We start from the raw sequence: 17,286 nt of genomic DNA, 5'->3' as shown, positions 1-17,286 counted from the left end.
AGCTGAAGGCAGGCAGCCTTCTTCGACCCGTCAGGGGTTGGGGAAGGCTGCCTTTTGTTTTGCCGGCCCGGCTGCGCTTGCAATCTCCATTCTTGTGCCCCACAATAGGAAGGAGCGCGGAGCCGGCCGATCCTTATCGCGAGAGGACGAATCCGCCAGATGGTGACTTGGCTCCCTAATCATGACAACGAACAGGTTATCCGAACATTCATCGTAACGCTGAGCGAGACTCCAGGCATCGGCTGGGCGTCGGTCAACAAGGTTCTGATGTCCGGCATGAGCTTGAAGGAGACGATAACGGCCGACAAGCTGATCCGGCTTGGCATCAGGGCGCAGCCGGCCGAGGAATTTTGCCGGCGCTGGACCGGAAATATCAAGCCGGCATGGGAAGACGCCCTGGCCGGCCAAGGAGGCTGGAGGCTGACGCCACTCGATTCGGAATATCCGGAGCTGCTGAGACAGATCCCGCAGCCGCCATGGGTGTTGTACGGAATCGGAGATCGACGTCTGCTGAGCACTCCTTGCCTATCGGTTGTAGGCACCCGCAACCCGAGCGTCTACGGCAGGCAGGCCGCTTCAGCGCTTGCCGGAGGAATCGCGCGGCAGGGCTTTACCGTCGTCAGCGGCATGGCCAAGGGCATTGACGGCATCGTCCATCAGGCCGCCCTTGATGCCGGCTGCGGTACGATCGCCGTCCTGGGGACGCCGGTCGATACGGCATATCCGCCGGAGAACCGGCCGCTGTACAGACGGATCGCCCGCGACGGCCTGCTGCTCTCGGAATATCCGATCGGAACTCCGGTTCATCCCGGCATGTTCCCGCAGCGCAACCGCATCATTGCCGGATTGAGTCTCGGAACCGTCGTTGTGGAGGCCGCTTCGCGGAGCGGTTCCCTGATTACGGCGGAGCAGGCGCTCGAGATGAACCGGGATGTATTCGCGGTTCCGGGCCCGCTCGGCTCGACACGCAGCGTGGGCTGCAACGAGCTCATCCGCTGCGGTTATGCCCGTCTTCTCAGCGATGCGCGCCAGATCGGCGAGGAATATCCGGACAGCTGCAGACGCATGCCCGAACCGGAGCGGGACGGCGCCGCGTTGACGGCTGAAGAGGAGGCGGTTCTCCGCCTCCTGCAGGATGGACCGCGATCTGCAGACGGGTTGCTGGAAGCCTTGAACATGCCTTTTGGACTTTTGCAGGCAGTTCTGATAAATTTATCTTTAAAACATAAGATTGAACAGCAAAGCGGTTCCATATATATGGCATTGTAATTACAGCTGTGAAAGGAGGACGCCAGAATGGCCGATTCACTTGTCATTGTCGAATCACCGGCAAAAGCAAAGACGATTGGCAAATATTTGGGAAGCAAATTCATTGTGAAAGCCTCCATGGGCCACATCCGCGATTTGCCGAAAAGCCAGATCGGCGTCGAAGTCGAGAACGATTTCAACCCCAAATATATTACGATTCGCGGCAAAGGCTCCGTCCTCAAGGAACTCAAGGACGCGAGCAAAAAAGTCAAAAAAGTTTATCTGGCGGCTGACCCCGATCGCGAAGGGGAAGCGATCGCCTGGCATTTGGCGCATTATCTGGACATCAGCGAGACGGACACCTGCCGCGTCGTTTTCAACGAGATTACGAAGCAGGCCGTCAAGGACGCCTTCAAGACTCCGCGCAAAATCGATATGGATCTGGTCAACGCGCAGCAGGCGCGCCGTATTCTCGACCGTCTCGTCGGCTACAAGATCAGCCCCCTATTATGGAAGAAAGTCAAAAAAGGACTTTCCGCAGGCCGCGTCCAATCGGTAGCGGTGAAGCTGATCATCGACCGGGAGCATGAGATCGATGCCTTCATTCCCGAAGAGTACTGGTCGATTACAGCGGGCCTCGCCAAGGGCAAATCCGAATTCGAAGCGAAGTTCCACAGCCTTGCCGGCGAAAAAGGAGAGCTGCGGAGCGAAGCAGAAATGCAGCGCGTTCTGGATGCCATCGGCAGCAAGTCCTTCACGGTAGCCGAAGTGAAAGAGAAGGAGCGCCAGCGCAATCCGGCTCCGCCGTTCATTACAAGCTCGCTCCAGCAGGAAGCCGCGCGCAAGCTGAACTTCCGCGCCTCCAAGACGATGAGCGTCGCCCAGCAGCTGTACGAGGGCGTCGATCTCGGCAAGGAAGGCACAGCGGGTCTTATCACGTATATGAGAACCGATTCGACCCGGATTTCCCCGATAGCCCAAGAGGAAGCCAAGGAATATATCACATCGAAATACGGCGCGGAGTATTATCCCGAGCAGCCCAGGGTTTATCTCAAAAAGAACAGCAATGCGCAGGATGCGCATGAAGCGATTCGCCCGACTTCGATGGCCTGGGAGCCGGATGCGGTCAAAGAGTTTTTGAGCCGGGATCAGTATCGCCTGTACAAGCTTGTCTGGGAGCGCTTCGTTGCCAGCCAGATGAGCTCGGCCGTGCTGGATACGATGACGGTGGATCTCGCTGCAGGAGAAGTCGTCTTCCGGGCGGCGGGCTCCAAGGTGAAATTCCCGGGATTCATGAAGGTGTACGTCGAAGGCAACGACGATGGCACGACGGAAGAGGACAAATTCCTCCCCGCACTGTCGGTCGGAGACGCGGTGAAGACGGATTCCATGGTTCCCAAGCAGCATTTCACGCAGCCGCCTCCCCGCTACACAGAAGCGCGTCTCGTAAAAACGCTGGAAGAGCTCGGCATCGGCCGTCCGTCCACCTACGCTCCGACGCTGGAGACGATCCAGAAGCGCGGTTACGTCGCGATCGAAGAGAAGAAATTCATGCCGACCGAGCTTGGCGACCTCGTCATCCAGCTCATGGAAGAGTTTTTCCCCGAAATTCTGGATGCGGAGTTCACCGCCCATATGGAAGGCGACCTTGACCATGTCGAGGAAGGCAAGGAGGACTGGGTCAAGGTGCTCGCCCAGTTCTACGATTCCTTCGAGAAGCGTCTGGAAGTAGCCGAGGAAGAGATGAAGGAAGTCGAGCTCCAAGACGAGGTTTCGGATGAAACCTGCGAGAAATGCGGCATGCCGATGGTCTACAAAATGGGCCGCTTCGGCAAATTCCTGGCCTGCTCGGGATTCCCGGACTGCCGGAATACGAAGCCGATCGTCAAAAGCATCGGAGTCGTGTGCCCGAAATGCGAGAAAGGCCACATCATTGAACGCCGCAGCAAAAAAGGAAGAATCTTTTTCGGCTGCGATCAATATCCTGAATGTGACTATGTCTCCTGGGACCGGCCGTCCGGCAAGCCATGTCCCCAGTGCGACAGCATGCTCGTCGTGAAGCGGAACAAGACCGGAGCCCGTCTCCAATGCCCTTCCTGCGATTATACGGAAGAGCTTCCCGAAGACCAGGATCTCGATCAGCTGTAACCTATACCCACGTGGAAGCGGAAAGCCGTCTCGACATGCTTTCCGCTTCCCTGCGGTTATGAAGTCCTTTGAATGAAAGAAAGCGAGGAATAGCAAGTGTCCACACCACAGCACGTTACCGTCATTGGAGCCGGTCTGGCCGGCAGCGAAGCCGCCTGGCAGATCGCTTCCCAGGGAGTTCCGGTCCATCTGTACGAAATGCGTCCGGTTACCCGCACGCCTGCGCATCATACCGACAAATTCGCCGAGCTTGTATGCAGCAACAGCTTGCGCGCCAACGGCCTCACCAATGCCGTCGGCGTCTTGAAGGAAGAAATGAGAAGGCTCGGCTCTCTCGTTCTCGAATCGGCCGATCGCAATGCGGTGCCAGCCGGCGGCGCGCTAGCCGTTGACCGCGACGGATTCTCGGGAGATATTACGCAAACGCTGCGCAATCATCCTTTGATTACGGTAAGCAACGAAGAGATCACCTCGATTCCGGAGGACGGAATTACGGTCATCGCTACCGGCCCTCTGACGGCGCCAGCGCTCTCCGGAGCGATCAAGGACCTGATGGGAGAGGAGTATTTCTACTTCTACGACGCCGCCGCTCCGATTGTGGAGAAGGACTCCATCGACATGGAGAAGGTTTATCTGGCTTCGCGTTATGACAAAGGCGAAGCGGCCTACCTGAACTGCCCGATGACGGAAGAGGAATTCAACATCTTCCATGAAGCCTTGATTACCGCAGAGACGGCCGCCTTAAAGGAATTCGAGAAGGAAGTCTATTTCGAAGGCTGCATGCCGATCGAGGTCATGGCCCAGCGCGGCAAGCAGACGGTGCTGTTCGGTCCGATGAAGCCGGTCGGGCTCATCGATCCCCGTACGGGCAAGCTGCCGCATGCGGTCATCCAGCTGCGCCAGGACAACGCCGCCGGCACGCTCTACAATCTGGTCGGCTTCCAGACGCATCTGAAGTGGGGAGAGCAGAAGCGGGTATTCTCTCTCATCCCGGGGCTTGAAAATGCGGAATTCGTCCGTTACGGAGTCATGCACCGCAATACGTTCATCAACTCGCCGAAGCTGCTGGAGTCGACGTACCAGTTCAAGGGCCGCGAGAACCTCTTCTTTGCCGGCCAGATGACCGGGGTCGAGGGCTATGTGGAATCGGCCGCCTCCGGCCTGCTGGCGGGCCTCAACGCCGGACGGCTGGCCAAAGGGCTGGAGCCGCTCGTCCTGCCTGCAGAGACGGCTCTCGGCAGCATGGCGGGATATATAACGACGGCCGACTTCCGCCACTTCCAGCCGATGAACGCCAATTTCGGCCTATTCCCTCCGCTGGAGAAGCGGATCCGCAACAAGAAGGAAAAGAACGAGATGATCGCGGCAAGAGCGATCGAAGCGGTTGAATCCTTCAAGCGCGATGTTCTAGGAGCGGTTCCGTCCGTTTAGGAGCCAGACACGAAGGGAGACATGTTCATGGAAATGCAGTTCCACGCGACGACGATATGCGCCGTCCGCCATAATGGAAAAGGCGCCATAGCGGGCGACGGTCAAGTGACCTTCGGCAACAGCATGATCATGAAAGGCTCCGCCAAAAAAGTCCGGCGTCTGTACCGCGGCCAAGTAGCCGCGGGCTTTGCCGGCTCGGTTGCGGATGCGATTACCTTGTTCGAGAAGTTCGAAAGCAAGCTCGAGGAGCATCACGGGAACTTGCAGCGAGCTGCCGTCGAACTCGCCAAGGAGTGGAGGTCGGACCGGGTGCTTCGCCGGCTCGAGGCGATGCTTCTCGTCATGGACACCACCGGACTGCTGCTGATTTCGGGCAACGGGGAAGTCATTGAGCCGGATGACGGCATTTTGGCCATCGGCTCCGGTGGCAGCTTCGCCCTTGCTGCCGCGAGGGCATTGAAGCGGCACGCGCCTAATCTCAGCGCCAGGGAAATGGCTCAGGCAGCGCTTGAGACGGCAGCGGAGATTTGCGTATTCACCAATCACAGCATCATCGTGGAAGAAGTCTGAAGATTCCTGCCCTTAACGCGATAGCGATTATTAGTATGCAGAGGGAGTGAGCCTGTGAAGGAAGATTTGACGCCAAGGCAAATCGTTGCTGAACTGGACAAATATATCGTAGGCCAGAAGCAGGCCAAGCGCTCGGTCGCGGTCGCCTTGCGCAACCGTTACCGCCGCAGCAAGCTCGACGAAGCCTTGAGGGACGAAATCGTTCCGAAAAACATGCTGATGATCGGTCCGACCGGCGTCGGCAAAACGGAAATTGCCAGGCGTCTGGCCAAGCTTGTGGGAGCGCCGTTCGTCAAGATCGAAGCGACGAAATTCACCGAGGTCGGTTATGTCGGCCGGGACGTGGAATCGATGATCCGCGATCTCGTGGAAGTGTCGATTCGCATGGTCAAGGCCGAACGGACCGAACGGGTGAAGGACAGGGCGGAAGAGCAGGCCAACGAACGGCTCGTCGAGCTTCTTGTTCCGTCTCCGGTCAAGTCCAAGGGCGGCAAAAATCCTCTTGAAATGCTCTTCGGCAATCAAGGGTCCAAGGACGATGAGGAAGAGAAGGTGAACGATCCCGATATTCTGGGCAAAAGGCAGGCTGTCCGCGCAAAGCTTAAAGCCGGAGAGCTGGAAAACGATCTGCTGGAGCTTGATGTCGAGGATACTTCGCCGACGATGATGGATATGATGTCGGGGCAGGGCAATGAAATGATGGGCATGAACATGCAGGAGATGCTGGGACAGTTCATGCCGAAGCGGACCAAGCGCCGCAAGCTTACGGTCAAGGAAGCCCGCAAGGTATTGACGCAGGAAGAGGCGGCCAAGCTGATTGATATGGACGAGGTCATCGGCGAATCGGTGAGAAGGGCGGAGCAGTCCGGAATCGTCTTCCTGGACGAGATCGACAAGATCGCGAGTCCTTCCAAGGGGTCGGGTCCTGACGTGTCTCGTGAAGGCGTACAGCGCGACATTCTGCCGATCGTCGAAGGCTCTACCATCATGACGAAATATGGAGCGGTCAAAACCGACTACATCCTGTTCATCGCCGCAGGAGCGTTCCACGTTTCCAAACCGTCCGATCTCATCCCTGAGCTTCAGGGAAGATTCCCGATTCGGGTGGAATTGACATCGCTGACGCTGGAGGACTTCGTGCAGATTCTCAAGGAGCCCAAAAACGCTCTGACCAAACAATACACCGCGCTGTTGGCGACGGAAGGAATCGCAATCGAATTTTCGGATGAGGCGATTGCGGAGCTTGCGTCCATCGCGGCTGACGTCAACCGCAATACAGAAAACATAGGCGCGCGCAGGCTCCATACGATTCTGGAGAAGCTGCTCGAGGACTTGTCTTTCGAGGCGCCGGACCTAACGCTGGAAAGTCTGCTCATCACGCCGGAGTATGTGAAGGAAAAGCTATCCTCCATTGCGCAAGACCGGGATTTGAGCCAATATATATTGTAGGGTAGTTCGGGGGGCAAGCAGAAAGATGACATTATTGACCAAAACAAGATCGCTGAACCGGCTGCTGCAAAAAGCGGCGGGCAAGGCACTCAGCTTCAGGGAGATGGCGGAAGTTCTCAGCTCCGTCATTCAAGCCAACATTTTCGTTGTCAGCCGCAGAGGCAAGATTTTGGGCTGCGCCGCAGTCGACCGTTTCGACCATGATCAGTTCCGGAGCCTGGCAGCGGAAGCCGAGCTGCGCTTTCCTCAGGAGACAAACGGCCGATTCCTGCAAATGAGGGAGCCGGAGACCAATGTCGTTCCCGATCCCGGCATCGCGGATGTATTCCGCTTCATGAACGCCCAGGAGATGATGTGCGTCGTTCCGATCACCGGCGGCGGAGACCGGCTCGGTACCGTCGTCCTCACGCGTCTGAGCGGAGTATTCGACGATGAGGATCTCATCCTCGCCGAATACGGGTCCACGATCGTAGGCATGGAAATCCTGCGGGAGAGAGCCGAAGAAATCGCGCTTGAGGCGCGCAGCAGAGCTGTCGTCGCAGTCGCGATCGGCTCGCTGTCCTTCAGCGAGCTGGAAGCTGTCGAGCATATTTTCGAGGAGCTGGAAGGCAAGGAAGGGTTGCTCGTTGCGTCGAAGATCGCCGACCGGGTCGGTATAACCAGATCCGTGATTGTGAACGCGCTCCGCAAACTCGAGAGCGCTGGAGTTATCGAAACGCGATCTTTAGGAATGAAAGGCACTTACATCCGCATCCTGAACCATCAACTTTTGGAAGAATTAGGCAAGATGAAGAAGTAAAAGAGGTTCTTTATACCCAGGAAAGCCCTATCTTTATATAAAGATAGGGCTTTTTTCTCATTGTAATAAATATGAAATTTTAGGAAGATTATCGTACTCGGCAAATCTCGACATCGATCTCTCATTTTTTTAATTATTTTATGTCGAAGATGCAGGAATGCCTGAAGATTTGTTGAATAAGTGATAAACCATTAAGGAAGAAAGTGGTGAAACAGCATTGAATGTCTTGAACGGCGCGGATTTCAGCAGACTTGTAGGGGCAATGAGAGCCGCTGAAGCAAGGCAGCAGGTAATCTCGGATAATATTTCCAATGCTGACACGCCGCACTTCAAACGTTCGGAACTGGTATTCGAGGAGCTGCTGAATGACCAGCTGAACGGCCAGAAAAACCACGATTTAGCAGGTATAAAGACCCAAAAAATGCATATGGACATAGGTCGAAATGACCAGATTCCAACCATGCAGCTTGTCACGGATGAAAAATCTGTCATGAATAATAATGGAAACAACGTGGATCCTGATCGCGAAATGGCATTGCTTGCCAAAAATCAGCTCCGCTACAATTCCTACATTCAACAGATCAATCACGAGATCAAGATGATGCGGACTGCCATCGACGGGAGAGGGTAAGAAATGAAGCTGACCAACGGATTTGACATCAGTGCTTCCGCATTGACCGCCCAGCGGCTCCGAATGGATGTGATCTCATCCAATATCGCGAATGCCGAGACGACTCGAGCCTCCTATGTAAATGGCGAGTTCCAGCCCTATAAGCGCAAAATGGTCGTGTTGGAGCCCATGAAGGAAGGCAGCTTCGCATCGATGCTTCAAAATGAGATGGGAGAGGCGTCCAAAGGGGTTAAAGTAAGCCGGATCCAGGAGGATCGCACTCCGGACAAGCTGGTCTACAATCCGTCTCATCCCGATGCGGACAAGAACGGGTATGTGAAGATGCCGAACGTGGACGTTACGAAGGAAATGGTGGATATGATCTCGGCGTCCCGTTCCTACGAGGCGAACGTGACCGCATTGAATGCAACGAAGACGATGTTCGTCAAAGCTCTTGAAATCGGAAAATAAAAGCCGAAAGGATAGTCCACAATGATCCAGCCTATAACGCTTGCACAGGTCTCTCCTCTGAACACACCGGCTATTACGGCCAAGACGCAAGCCGCATCGCCGAGCGAAGTGACCGAAAGCTTCGGGACGATGCTCAAAAACGCCCTGGACAGTGTCAGCGCGCAAGAAAAAACCGTGCATCAGGTCAACAACCAGTACTTGGTTGGCCAAGCGGATATTTCACAAGTCATGATTGTCTCGCAGCAGGCTGAGCTCAGCCTTCAGCTGGTGACGCAGGTCCGGAACAAGGCGGTAGAGGCCTATCAGGACATCATGCGCATGCAAATTTAAAGCTGACTGCATTGCAATAGCATTCTGCGGGGTGAAGATGTGAACGAAAAGATGGCCCGCCTGCGCGATTCCGCCAAAAATTACTGGGGAGCGATGGGCAAGAAGCAAAAGATTTGGCTGGGAGCGACGATCGGGGTATTGCTGCTGACGATCATTCTGCTTACTTCGATCCTGACCAAAACGCAATACGAAACGGTGTTCAAGGATCTCGACAGCACCGATGCCCAGGCAATCATGAATTATCTGGACAGCAGCAGCATTTCTTACCGGCTTGGAGACGGCGGCAATTCAATTTCCGTTCCGAGCAGCGAAGCAGATCGCGTGCGGGTCGCAGCGGGATCGCAAGGTCTGGTCCAGAATGGATCGATCGGCTTCGCCGCGTTCAATACGGGTTCTTCACAGTTCGGCATGACCGACAACGAATTCAACGTCAAATACCGCAGCGCCCTGAACGGAGAGATCCAGCAGCTGCTCAACGGGATGCAGGGAGTCGCTTCCAGCAAAGTCGTCGTCAATCTTCCGAAGGAAAGCGTATTTGCCCAAACGGAAGAAGCCAGCGGCGCGTCGGCTTCCATCGTCATGAAATTCAAGCCGGGATTCCGGCCCAGCCAGGATGAGATCGACGGTTACTTCAATCTCGTCAAAACTTCGGTGCCGAATCTTAAAATCGCGGATATCACGATTACGAGCCCTCAAGGCGAGCTGACAGCCTCCTCCAAAATCGGCGGGACGCTGAACAACTCGGGCAGCGCGAACTCTCAATTCCAGATCCAAAAGAAATACGAGAGCGATTTGAAGAGGAATATCGAGCAGTTCCTTGGAACGATGGTAGGCGGCGATAATCTTGCCGTCAGCGTGCTGAGCAGCCTGAACTTCGATCAGGTCAGCCGCGAGGAAAGCCTGGTCAAGCCTCTCGATAACAACAACAACAACGGTCTCGTGATCAGCCAGCAGCAATCGAGCGAAAGCTCGGAAGGAACGGAAGGGAACGCCGGCGGCGTTGCCGGCACTGGAGAAACCGATGTACCCGGGTATTCCTCGACATCGAGCGGGGGCAGCAGCACGGCGGAAAAAACCTCCAGCACAACCAACTATGAGCCGAACCGCTACAAAAATACGATCATTGGCGGCCCTTACTCCGTCAAAGACCTCAGCATCAGCGTCGGCATTCCTACTTCATTATTAAACCAGGAAACAAAGGATCAAATCACCCAATATCTAACTTCTTTCGTCCGTTCCCAGCTGGTGGAATCCGGACAGGATGTTAGTAATGACGCGCTCATAGCCAAAAAGGTTTCTGTCATCGGTCAAAATTTTGCCGCAGCAGGAGCATCCGCTTCCGGCAAAGGCCTTACCGCCGGATGGATCGCCGCCATCGCTGTCGCAGCTGCCGCGCTTATCGGCGGAATCGTGCTCGCCGTTCGCCGCCGCCGCGCCAAGGAAGAGGAAATCATTGAGGAAATGGCGCCGAGAGTCGAATATCCTTCGATCAACCTGGAGAGCGTCACGAATGAGAATCAAGTGCGCAAGAATTTGGAAACACTCGCCAAGCGGAAGCCGGATGATTTCGTCAACCTTCTTCGCACCTGGCTAGTAGAGGAATAGAGGTGGCAACTCATGGTTAAAGCGCTGCAAAGCTTGAGCGGGCGCCAAAAGGCTGCCATTCTGCTGATTACGCTTGGCCCGGATGTATCGGCCCAGATCTTCAAGCATCTGAGGGAAGAGGAAATCGAGCAGCTGACTCTGGAAATCGCCAACGTGAGGAAGGTCGACAGCTCGGAGCGGGACACGATCATGAGCGAATTCTATCAGATCTGCCTTGCTCAAGAGTATATCTCCCAAGGCGGCATCGCGTACGCGAAGGATATCCTCGAGAAGGCGCTCGGCTCGCAAAAGGCTTTGGAAGTCATCAGCAGGCTTACGGCGACGCTGCAGGTGAGGCCTTTCGATTTTGCCCGCAAGGCGGAACCGACCCAGATCCTGAACTTCATCCAGAACGAAAATACCCAGACGATTGCTCTCGTGCTTTCTTACCTCCAGCCGGAGCAGGCTTCTCATATTCTGTCCTCGCTTCCCCAAGAGAAGCAGGCGGAAGTCGCCCGCAGGGTCGCGCTAATGGACAGCACCTCTCCTGAGGTCATCTCCCAGGTGGAGAGGGTGCTGGAACAGAAGCTGAGCGCTACGGTGACCCAGGACTACACGAACGCGGGAGGCATCGACTCCATCGTTCAGATTCTGAACGGCGTCGATCGCGGCACCGAGCGGACGATTCTGGATTCCCTGGAAATTCAGGACCCGGAGCTGGCGGAAGAGATCAAGAAGCGGATGTTCGTCTTCGAAGACATCGTCAGCATCGACAACCGTTCCATCCAGCGCATCATCCGCGATATCGAGAGCGCCGACCTTCAGCTTGCGCTCAAGGTGGCAAGCGAGGAAGTGCGCGAGGCGATCTTCCGGAACATGTCCAAGCGGATGGCCGAGACGTTCAAGGAAGAAATGGAATTCATGGGTCCCGTGCGGCTGCGTGACGTCGAGGAAGCCCAGACTCGCATCGTAGGAACGATCCGCAGGCTGGAGGAATCCGGCGACATCATCATCGCCCGCGGCGGAGGAGATGACATCATTGTCTAATCTGTTCAAATCCTCGCAGGTAGTCCCTCAGGAACAGCTTCAGCGGCTGGAAAGATTTTACCGGAAACCTGCCGCAGCCAGCGGTGCCGACACCGCTTCGGACGGCTTCGGCGAGCTGGCCTACCGCGGCGAGATCCGCCCGGATGCCGCTACGGAAGCTCTGCGCAGCCAGATTCTCGGCGACGCCCAGAGCGTCGCCGAGGATACGTTGGCGGATGCGGCCAGGCAGGCCCAGGAGCTGCTGGAACAGGCCCGTCAGGAAGCCGAGGATTGGTGGCATGCCAGACGGGCGGACGATGAACGAATCGCAGAAGAAGCCCGCCAGGCCGGATATGGCGAGGGCTTCAGCCAAGGCAGCCGGGATGCCGAAGCCGCGCTGCGGAAGGAATGGGAGCAAAGAATCGAGGAATCCTCCTCCATTCTTGAATCCTCCTTCCGAATGAAGGAGCAGATCATCCAGGAGGCGGAGCCGTTCCTCGTGGAGCTGAGCTGCGCCATTGCAGAGAAGCTGGTCGGCAAGCAGCTGGATCTTGAGCCCGAAATCGCCATCGAGCTTATCCGGAGCATGCTTTCCCGGCGAAGAGAGAATGGAAGCATCGTTCTGTGCGTCAGTCCCGCGCAGCTTTCATCGGTTCTCGCCGCCAGGGACGAGCTGGAGCTGTCGATCGATTCTCAGGCCGAGCTGCAGATCCTGCCCGACGCATCGGTCAAGGATCACGGCTGCGTGATCCGGACGGCATTCGGCAGCATCGACGCCCGCATCGACACGCAGCTGTCCGAAATCAAGCGGGAGCTGATGGGAATCGCTTCCCAGCGCGAAGGTCAGGAGGCGCCTGCTTCATGAGCTCCAGGGTTCCCAAGGCTTCGAGATATACGGAGCAGCTCGCCGGCATCGATCCCGTGCGCATCAACGGCAAAGTAACCCAGGTCATCGGACTTACCGTCGAAAGCGAAGGACCCGATGCCGGCATCGGGGATGTCTGCCAGATCTATCCCGGAAAAGGGGCGCCCCCGCTCCTTGCCGAAGTCGTCGGTTTCCGGGACAACAGACTGATTCTCATGCCGCTCGGAGATCTCAATGCGATCGCGCCCGGATGCGACGTTGTTGGCACAGGCAAGCCGCTTACGGTCCAGGTCGGGGCGGAGCTGCTCGGTAAAGTGCTGGACGGCCTGGGGCGGCCTCTTGACGGCAGCTTCATTCCCAGCCGCATGATCCGCTATCCGACGACCGCTCCTCCGAGCAATCCGCTCTTCAGACCGCGCGTCCAGCAGCCGCTGGGCATCGGGGTTCGCGCGATCGACGGTCTGCTTACCGTAGGACAGGGCCAGCGCGTCGGCATTTTTGCCGGATCGGGGGTCGGAAAGAGCACGCTGCTGGGCATGATCGCCCGCAATACGGCAGCCGACGTCAACGTCATTGCTCTCATCGGCGAACGGGGACGCGAGGTGCTCGAGTTCATCGAGAAGGATCTGGGACCGGAAGGACTGGCCCGTTCCGTCGTAATCGTGGCGACATCCGATCAGCCGGCTTTGATCCGCATCAAGGGCGCGGTGATCGCAACGACGATAGCGGAGTACTTCCGGGACCGGGGGATGAACGTCATGCTGATGATGGATTCCGTCACCCGGTATGCGATGGCGCAGCGGGAAGTCGGGCTGGCGGTCGGAGAGCCTCCGGCGACGAGAGGGTATACGCCGTCTGTGTTCGCCGGCCTTCCCAAGCTGCTTGAAAGAGCGGGAACGGGGCCGACGGGGTCCATAACGGCTTTTTATACCGTTCTCGTGGATGGGGACGACATGAATGAGCCGGTGGCGGATGCCGTGAGAGGCATCCTCGACGGACATATCGTCTTAAGCCGGGACTTGGCTCAGAAAGGCCATTTTCCGGCGATCGACGTGCTCGCCTCGGTGAGCCGGGTCATGAAGGAGATCATAGAGCCCGAGCATCAGGAGGCGGCTTCCGCTCTCAAAAAGATGCTCGCTGTCTATAAAGATTCGGAGGACTTGATCAATATCGGGGCGTATCAGCCCGGATCGAACAAGGAAATCGACCAGGCGATGAGCCAAATGGACGGAATTCTGGATTTCACGCAGCAACGAACGAATGAAAAAGCCCATTTTGACGAGACGCTGGACCATCTGATCCGGCAATTCAACGGGAGCTGAACAGAGACGTGACTTCATTCCGCTATGCCTATCAAAGCATTGTCAACTTGAAGCAAAGCGAGACGACGCAAGCCAAATGGGGACTCACGGCCGCGCTTGATCTGCTGCATGCGGAGGAGATGTCCCTGTCCGAGCTGAACGCGGAGCGTCTGCGCTGGGAAGGGAAGCTTGAAGAGCTCGGCATGCTAGGCAGTCCGCTCATGGAGCTGCAAGCGATCCAGCGGTTCCTCTCCCATCTGGATGCCTGCATCGGAAGCAAGCAGCAAGTCGTACAGGCGGCAGAGAACGAAGTCGAATCCTCCAGGCATCGTCTGGCCGAACGCAAGATCCAGGAGAAGATCTGGCTGAAATCCAAAGAAAAAGCCTTGAACCGATTTAAGGCTGCACAGCTTGCCGGAGAGCAGGCGGAACTCGATGAAATCGCGGTCCAACGCCATTCGCGCGCAGCGCTTTAGCAGAAGGCAAGATGAAGCAGTCGGGGACGACTCATGCCCCCGGGAGGGATGAAATGTTGGCAGAAGAACGTGAGAAACAAAGCTACAGCGGAATGGAACGCTTCCTGTTTTTTGTTACGCCGCTGCTGTTCACGCTGGTGCTTGTGCTTGTGCTTCTAGTGGTGTTCAATCCGTCGCTGCGCTCGCGGCTGATGGATACCGGCCGCAGCATACCGGTAGTCGGGTCGCTCATTCCGGAGAGCCGGAGCGCATCCGGCGCCCCTGCTCCGGACAACGGGGCTGCTCAGCGCAAGCAGATCGCCGGCCTGCAGGGAGACCTGCAGGCAGCCAAAGGGAAGCTTCAGGCCGCCGAGGCGGAGAAGGCATCCCTTGAGAAGGAAATCAACGACCTGCAGGACAAGCTCGACCAGCTGATCAAAAGCGACGAGCAGAAAAAGCTGAGCAGCAGCGAATATCAAGCCAAAATTGCGGAGCTTGGGGGAATGTTCGCCTCGATGACGCCAAGCAAAGCGGCTCCGATCATTCAGAATATGACCTTGGATGAAGCCGTTCTCGTGCTGAACTCGATGGACAGCCGAGCCCAAGGAGCGATCTTGGCCAAGATGGATCCAAAGCGGGCAGCCGAAACGGCAGCGAGACTGAAGGATTCCGTTCCGGTCCAGGATCAGCAGATTGCTGCCCTGCAATCGAGAATCCAGCAGGCTTCAAGCGCAGCTCCTGCATCCGGCTCCGCACTGCTCAGCGAAGATCAGCTCAGCAAAACGTTTGAATCGATGGATCCGGCGAAGGCGGCGCAGCTGCTGCTGTCGATGTCGGATGTGAGCCCGAGCAAAGTGCTTCGGATTCTTGGCTCGGTCAGCGATTCCAAACGCTCGTCCATCGTTCAGGAGATGTCGGGACTGGACAAAAAGCTGACGTCTCAGCTCGTGAGCAAGCTCATGGCGGGAAAATAGAATAGGAGGTGAACCATGGAGATCACGACGACTCAACCGGCTGCTGCGACCGGCTCGGGGACATCTGTCCAAGCGGCCGGAGGCAAGGCGGCCGGCGTGGCTCCGTTCAGCCAAGCCATGGCTGGAGCCTTGCAGACGGGCGTTCAGGGTCAAGCGTCCCCGAACGCGGGAACGGCGGCTCCGCAGGACGCCGTAGCGGCTGCTGCGGCATTGGCAGCCGCTATGGCGCTGAGCGCAACCGCCGCCCAGCCTGACGGCGCGGAGCCGAGCGTCCCTGCTCTGGCAGACGGAGCGCTCCCGGAAGCTCTGCAGCCAGCAGAAGCCGATCCTGCCGCTGCTTCCTCCGAGGAGCAGGCAGCCGAGCCGCTGCTTGCCAAATTGGAGGAGCTGCTGGATCAGCTATACGAAGGCAAGGAAGAGGATGGCTCCATTCCGCTCGAGGATTGGCAGCAAGCGGCCTCCGAGCTGGGAGCGCTGCTTGCGCTGCTCGGCATTCAGCCGCCTCCTGCAGGGAAGCTTGCAGGCGGCGGCCAGCAGGAGCGGGATGAGCCCGCAGCCGCTTCCGCAGCGACAGCTGCCAAAGGGGAAGTAGGAGAGCTGCTGCTGGCGCTGAGGCAGCAATTGCCCGACATTCTCGCCAAGCCATCCGGAAAGGTCGATTCCCAGTCGCTGACCCAGGCGCAGCTGACCAAGCTGCAAAGCCTGCTCGAAGCGCCCCAACCAGCCAAATCCGCTCCAGGCGGAACGATCCCGGCCGGCCGGCCTGAAGGGACTCCTTTGACAGGAATTCCGGCTTCCGGCACAACGCTGCTGGCGAAGCTTGAAGCTTCTTCAGCCCACATCCGAGCGGCGGTAAGCGCCTCTGCCGGAAGCGCTCAGGCGGACGATGCCGTGCAGCCGGCCATGCTCATGGCGGAAAGCAATGAACAGCCGTCGTCAGCCGCTGCGGTCTCAACAGGAAATGTCCAGCCGGGAGCTGCGGTTCCGGACAGTGCGGAAACGGTCGTGAAGGTGCCCGTTCATCGGTTTGCCCAGGAGGTGGCCGGGCTTGTCTTGAAAAAGCTTGATGTCTCGTCTTCATCCGGCATGACCGAAGCAAGACTGACGCTGACTCCGGAAAACTTGGGACAGGTGGACGTCAAGCTCCAAATCCACAATGGCCAATTGACGGCGCTGTTCGCAGCGGATTCGCCGGCGGCGAGGGAAGCGATCGAGAACCAGCTGGGCCAGCTCCGAATGTCCTTGCAGAACCAAGGCTTCCAGGTTGACCGGCTTGATGTATCGGCCTCGAGCCAGCTTCAGACCTCGCTTTCATTCGGCCAGCAGAGCCGGGGCGGAGGCGGGCAGGGCGGCCAGTTTGCGCGAAACGGCTCCGACCGCCTTGAAGATCAGGGCGTGCAGGAGGCTGAAGTCATCCAAACCGCCATTCGTGAGCTTGGATACGGCAGGGCAATTAACGAGACGGCATAAGCCGGCTTCAAGGGGGATCAACGATGGCAGCATCCGTGAACGCCAATTCCATTTATCCGTTCGTGAGCCAAAAGAATTCCAAGGCAGCGTCGACAAGCATGGACAACTCCACGCTCGGCAAGGATGCTTTCCTGCAGCTTCTGGTCGCACAGCTGAAATATCAGGACCCGATGAATCCGTCCGACAACACGACTTACATCGCCCAGCTCGCTCAATTCTCCTCTGTCGAGCAGCTGTCGAACATTTCCGGACAGCTCAACGTCCAGGGACAGAATCTTGGACTTACATCCGATCTCATCGGGAAGCAGGCGGAATGGGACATCTTTGATGCTGCCGGCAAGCTGACGACCGAAAGCGGCCTCGTCGATTCGGTCGTGCTCAAGGACGGCATCCAGTATATCGTCTCCAGCGGCAACTATGTTCCGATCGACGCGCTGAAGTCCATTCGATCCGATGCGGCGGAAGAGACTCCGGAACAGTTGCCGGAAGAGTCTTCCGGAGAACAGCCGGCAGGAGCCTGAACGAGCAGTATCCATCCATTTAGGAGGTTGATAG

At 57.3% G+C, this 17,286-nt stretch carries 17 protein-coding genes; all 17 read left to right on the top strand.

Translation table 11 applies throughout. The features are described 5' to 3' along the window. Window positions 1-159 precede the first annotated feature (159 nt). The 17 genes from dprA (at window position 160) to VE23_RS05820 (ending at window position 17,252) form a co-directional block, all read left to right on the top strand. Complete coding sequence (dprA, locus tag VE23_RS05900; protein WP_048746487.1) at window positions 160-1,269, top strand: DNA-processing protein DprA; 1,110 nt, start codon at window positions 160-162, stop codon at window positions 1,267-1,269. A 27-nt stretch (window positions 1,270-1,296) separates the two neighbouring features. Continuing rightward, window positions 1,297-3,396 carry a type I DNA topoisomerase gene (topA, locus tag VE23_RS05895; protein ID WP_021879144.1) on the top strand — a complete coding sequence of 700 codons (2,100 nt, stop codon included), beginning with the start codon at window positions 1,297-1,299 and terminating at the stop codon, window positions 3,394-3,396. A 96-nt stretch (window positions 3,397-3,492) separates the two neighbouring features. Continuing rightward, a complete protein-coding gene (gene trmFO / locus VE23_RS05890; protein ID WP_021879145.1) occupies window positions 3,493-4,827 on the top strand; it encodes an FADH(2)-oxidizing methylenetetrahydrofolate--tRNA-(uracil(54)-C(5))-methyltransferase TrmFO in 1,335 nt (444 codons plus the stop codon). 27 nt (window positions 4,828-4,854) lie between these two features. Next, the gene (gene hslV, locus VE23_RS05885; protein WP_048746485.1) at window positions 4,855-5,397 is read left to right on the top strand and encodes an ATP-dependent protease subunit HslV; all 543 of its coding nucleotides are present in this window, start codon (window positions 4,855-4,857) and stop codon (window positions 5,395-5,397) included. A 54-nt stretch (window positions 5,398-5,451) separates the two neighbouring features. Next, entirely contained in the window at window positions 5,452-6,846 is a 1,395-nt protein-coding gene (gene hslU / locus VE23_RS05880) for an ATP-dependent protease ATPase subunit HslU (RefSeq protein WP_021881391.1), read from the top strand. Between the two features lie 25 nt (window positions 6,847-6,871). Further along, entirely contained in the window at window positions 6,872-7,645 is a 774-nt protein-coding gene (gene codY, locus VE23_RS05875) for a GTP-sensing pleiotropic transcriptional regulator CodY (RefSeq protein WP_049867542.1), read from the top strand. Between the two features lie 262 nt (window positions 7,646-7,907). Then, the gene (gene flgB, locus VE23_RS05870) at window positions 7,908-8,276 is read left to right on the top strand and encodes a flagellar basal body rod protein FlgB (RefSeq protein WP_127507871.1); all 369 of its coding nucleotides are present in this window, start codon (window positions 7,908-7,910) and stop codon (window positions 8,274-8,276) included. Window positions 8,277-8,279: 3 nt separating this feature from the next. Next, the gene (gene flgC, locus VE23_RS05865) at window positions 8,280-8,726 is read left to right on the top strand and encodes a flagellar basal body rod protein FlgC (protein ID WP_021881388.1); all 447 of its coding nucleotides are present in this window, start codon (window positions 8,280-8,282) and stop codon (window positions 8,724-8,726) included. Window positions 8,727-8,747: 21 nt separating this feature from the next. After that, window positions 8,748-9,056, top strand: coding sequence for a flagellar hook-basal body complex protein FliE (gene fliE, locus VE23_RS05860; RefSeq protein WP_021881387.1), 309 nt, complete (start codon window positions 8,748-8,750; stop codon window positions 9,054-9,056). A 39-nt stretch (window positions 9,057-9,095) separates the two neighbouring features. Further along, on the top strand, window positions 9,096-10,661 hold the full coding sequence (gene fliF / locus VE23_RS05855; protein WP_049867541.1) for a flagellar basal-body MS-ring/collar protein FliF: 1,566 nt from the start codon (window positions 9,096-9,098) through the stop codon (window positions 10,659-10,661). A gap of 12 nt (window positions 10,662-10,673) precedes the next feature. Further along, window positions 10,674-11,687 carry a flagellar motor switch protein FliG gene (gene fliG, locus VE23_RS05850; protein WP_049867540.1) on the top strand — a complete coding sequence of 338 codons (1,014 nt, stop codon included), beginning with the start codon at window positions 10,674-10,676 and terminating at the stop codon, window positions 11,685-11,687. Next, a complete protein-coding gene (locus tag VE23_RS05845) occupies window positions 11,680-12,531 on the top strand; it encodes a FliH/SctL family protein (protein WP_048746478.1) in 852 nt (283 codons plus the stop codon). The genes fliG and VE23_RS05845 overlap by 8 nt, the downstream gene beginning before the upstream one ends. Continuing rightward, window positions 12,528-13,853 carry a flagellar protein export ATPase FliI gene (gene fliI / locus VE23_RS05840; protein ID WP_048746477.1) on the top strand — a complete coding sequence of 442 codons (1,326 nt, stop codon included), beginning with the start codon at window positions 12,528-12,530 and terminating at the stop codon, window positions 13,851-13,853. Before VE23_RS05845 ends, fliI begins: the two co-directional genes overlap by 4 nt. Window positions 13,854-13,861: 8 nt before the next feature. Next, window positions 13,862-14,308, top strand: coding sequence for a flagellar export protein FliJ (fliJ, locus tag VE23_RS05835; protein ID WP_021882259.1), 447 nt, complete (start codon window positions 13,862-13,864; stop codon window positions 14,306-14,308). Window positions 14,309-14,361: 53 nt separating this feature from the next. Then, a complete protein-coding gene (locus VE23_RS05830) occupies window positions 14,362-15,261 on the top strand; it encodes a MotE family protein (protein WP_048746475.1) in 900 nt (299 codons plus the stop codon). A gap of 15 nt (window positions 15,262-15,276) precedes the next feature. Continuing rightward, a complete protein-coding gene (locus VE23_RS05825; protein ID WP_049867539.1) occupies window positions 15,277-16,731 on the top strand; it encodes a flagellar hook-length control protein FliK in 1,455 nt (484 codons plus the stop codon). 23 nt (window positions 16,732-16,754) lie between these two features. Further along, complete coding sequence (locus tag VE23_RS05820) at window positions 16,755-17,252, top strand: flagellar hook capping FlgD N-terminal domain-containing protein (RefSeq protein ID WP_048745250.1); 498 nt, start codon at window positions 16,755-16,757, stop codon at window positions 17,250-17,252. Window positions 17,253-17,286 lie beyond the last annotated feature (34 nt).

The sequence above is a fragment of the Paenibacillus sp. D9 genome (genome assembly GCF_001188365.1).
In the GTDB taxonomy this organism is placed as follows: domain Bacteria; phylum Bacillota; class Bacilli; order Paenibacillales; family Paenibacillaceae; genus Paenibacillus_O; species Paenibacillus_O humicus.
Note: the sequence above shows the minus strand (reverse complement) of the source record. Positions and strands in the feature narration are given on the sequence as shown.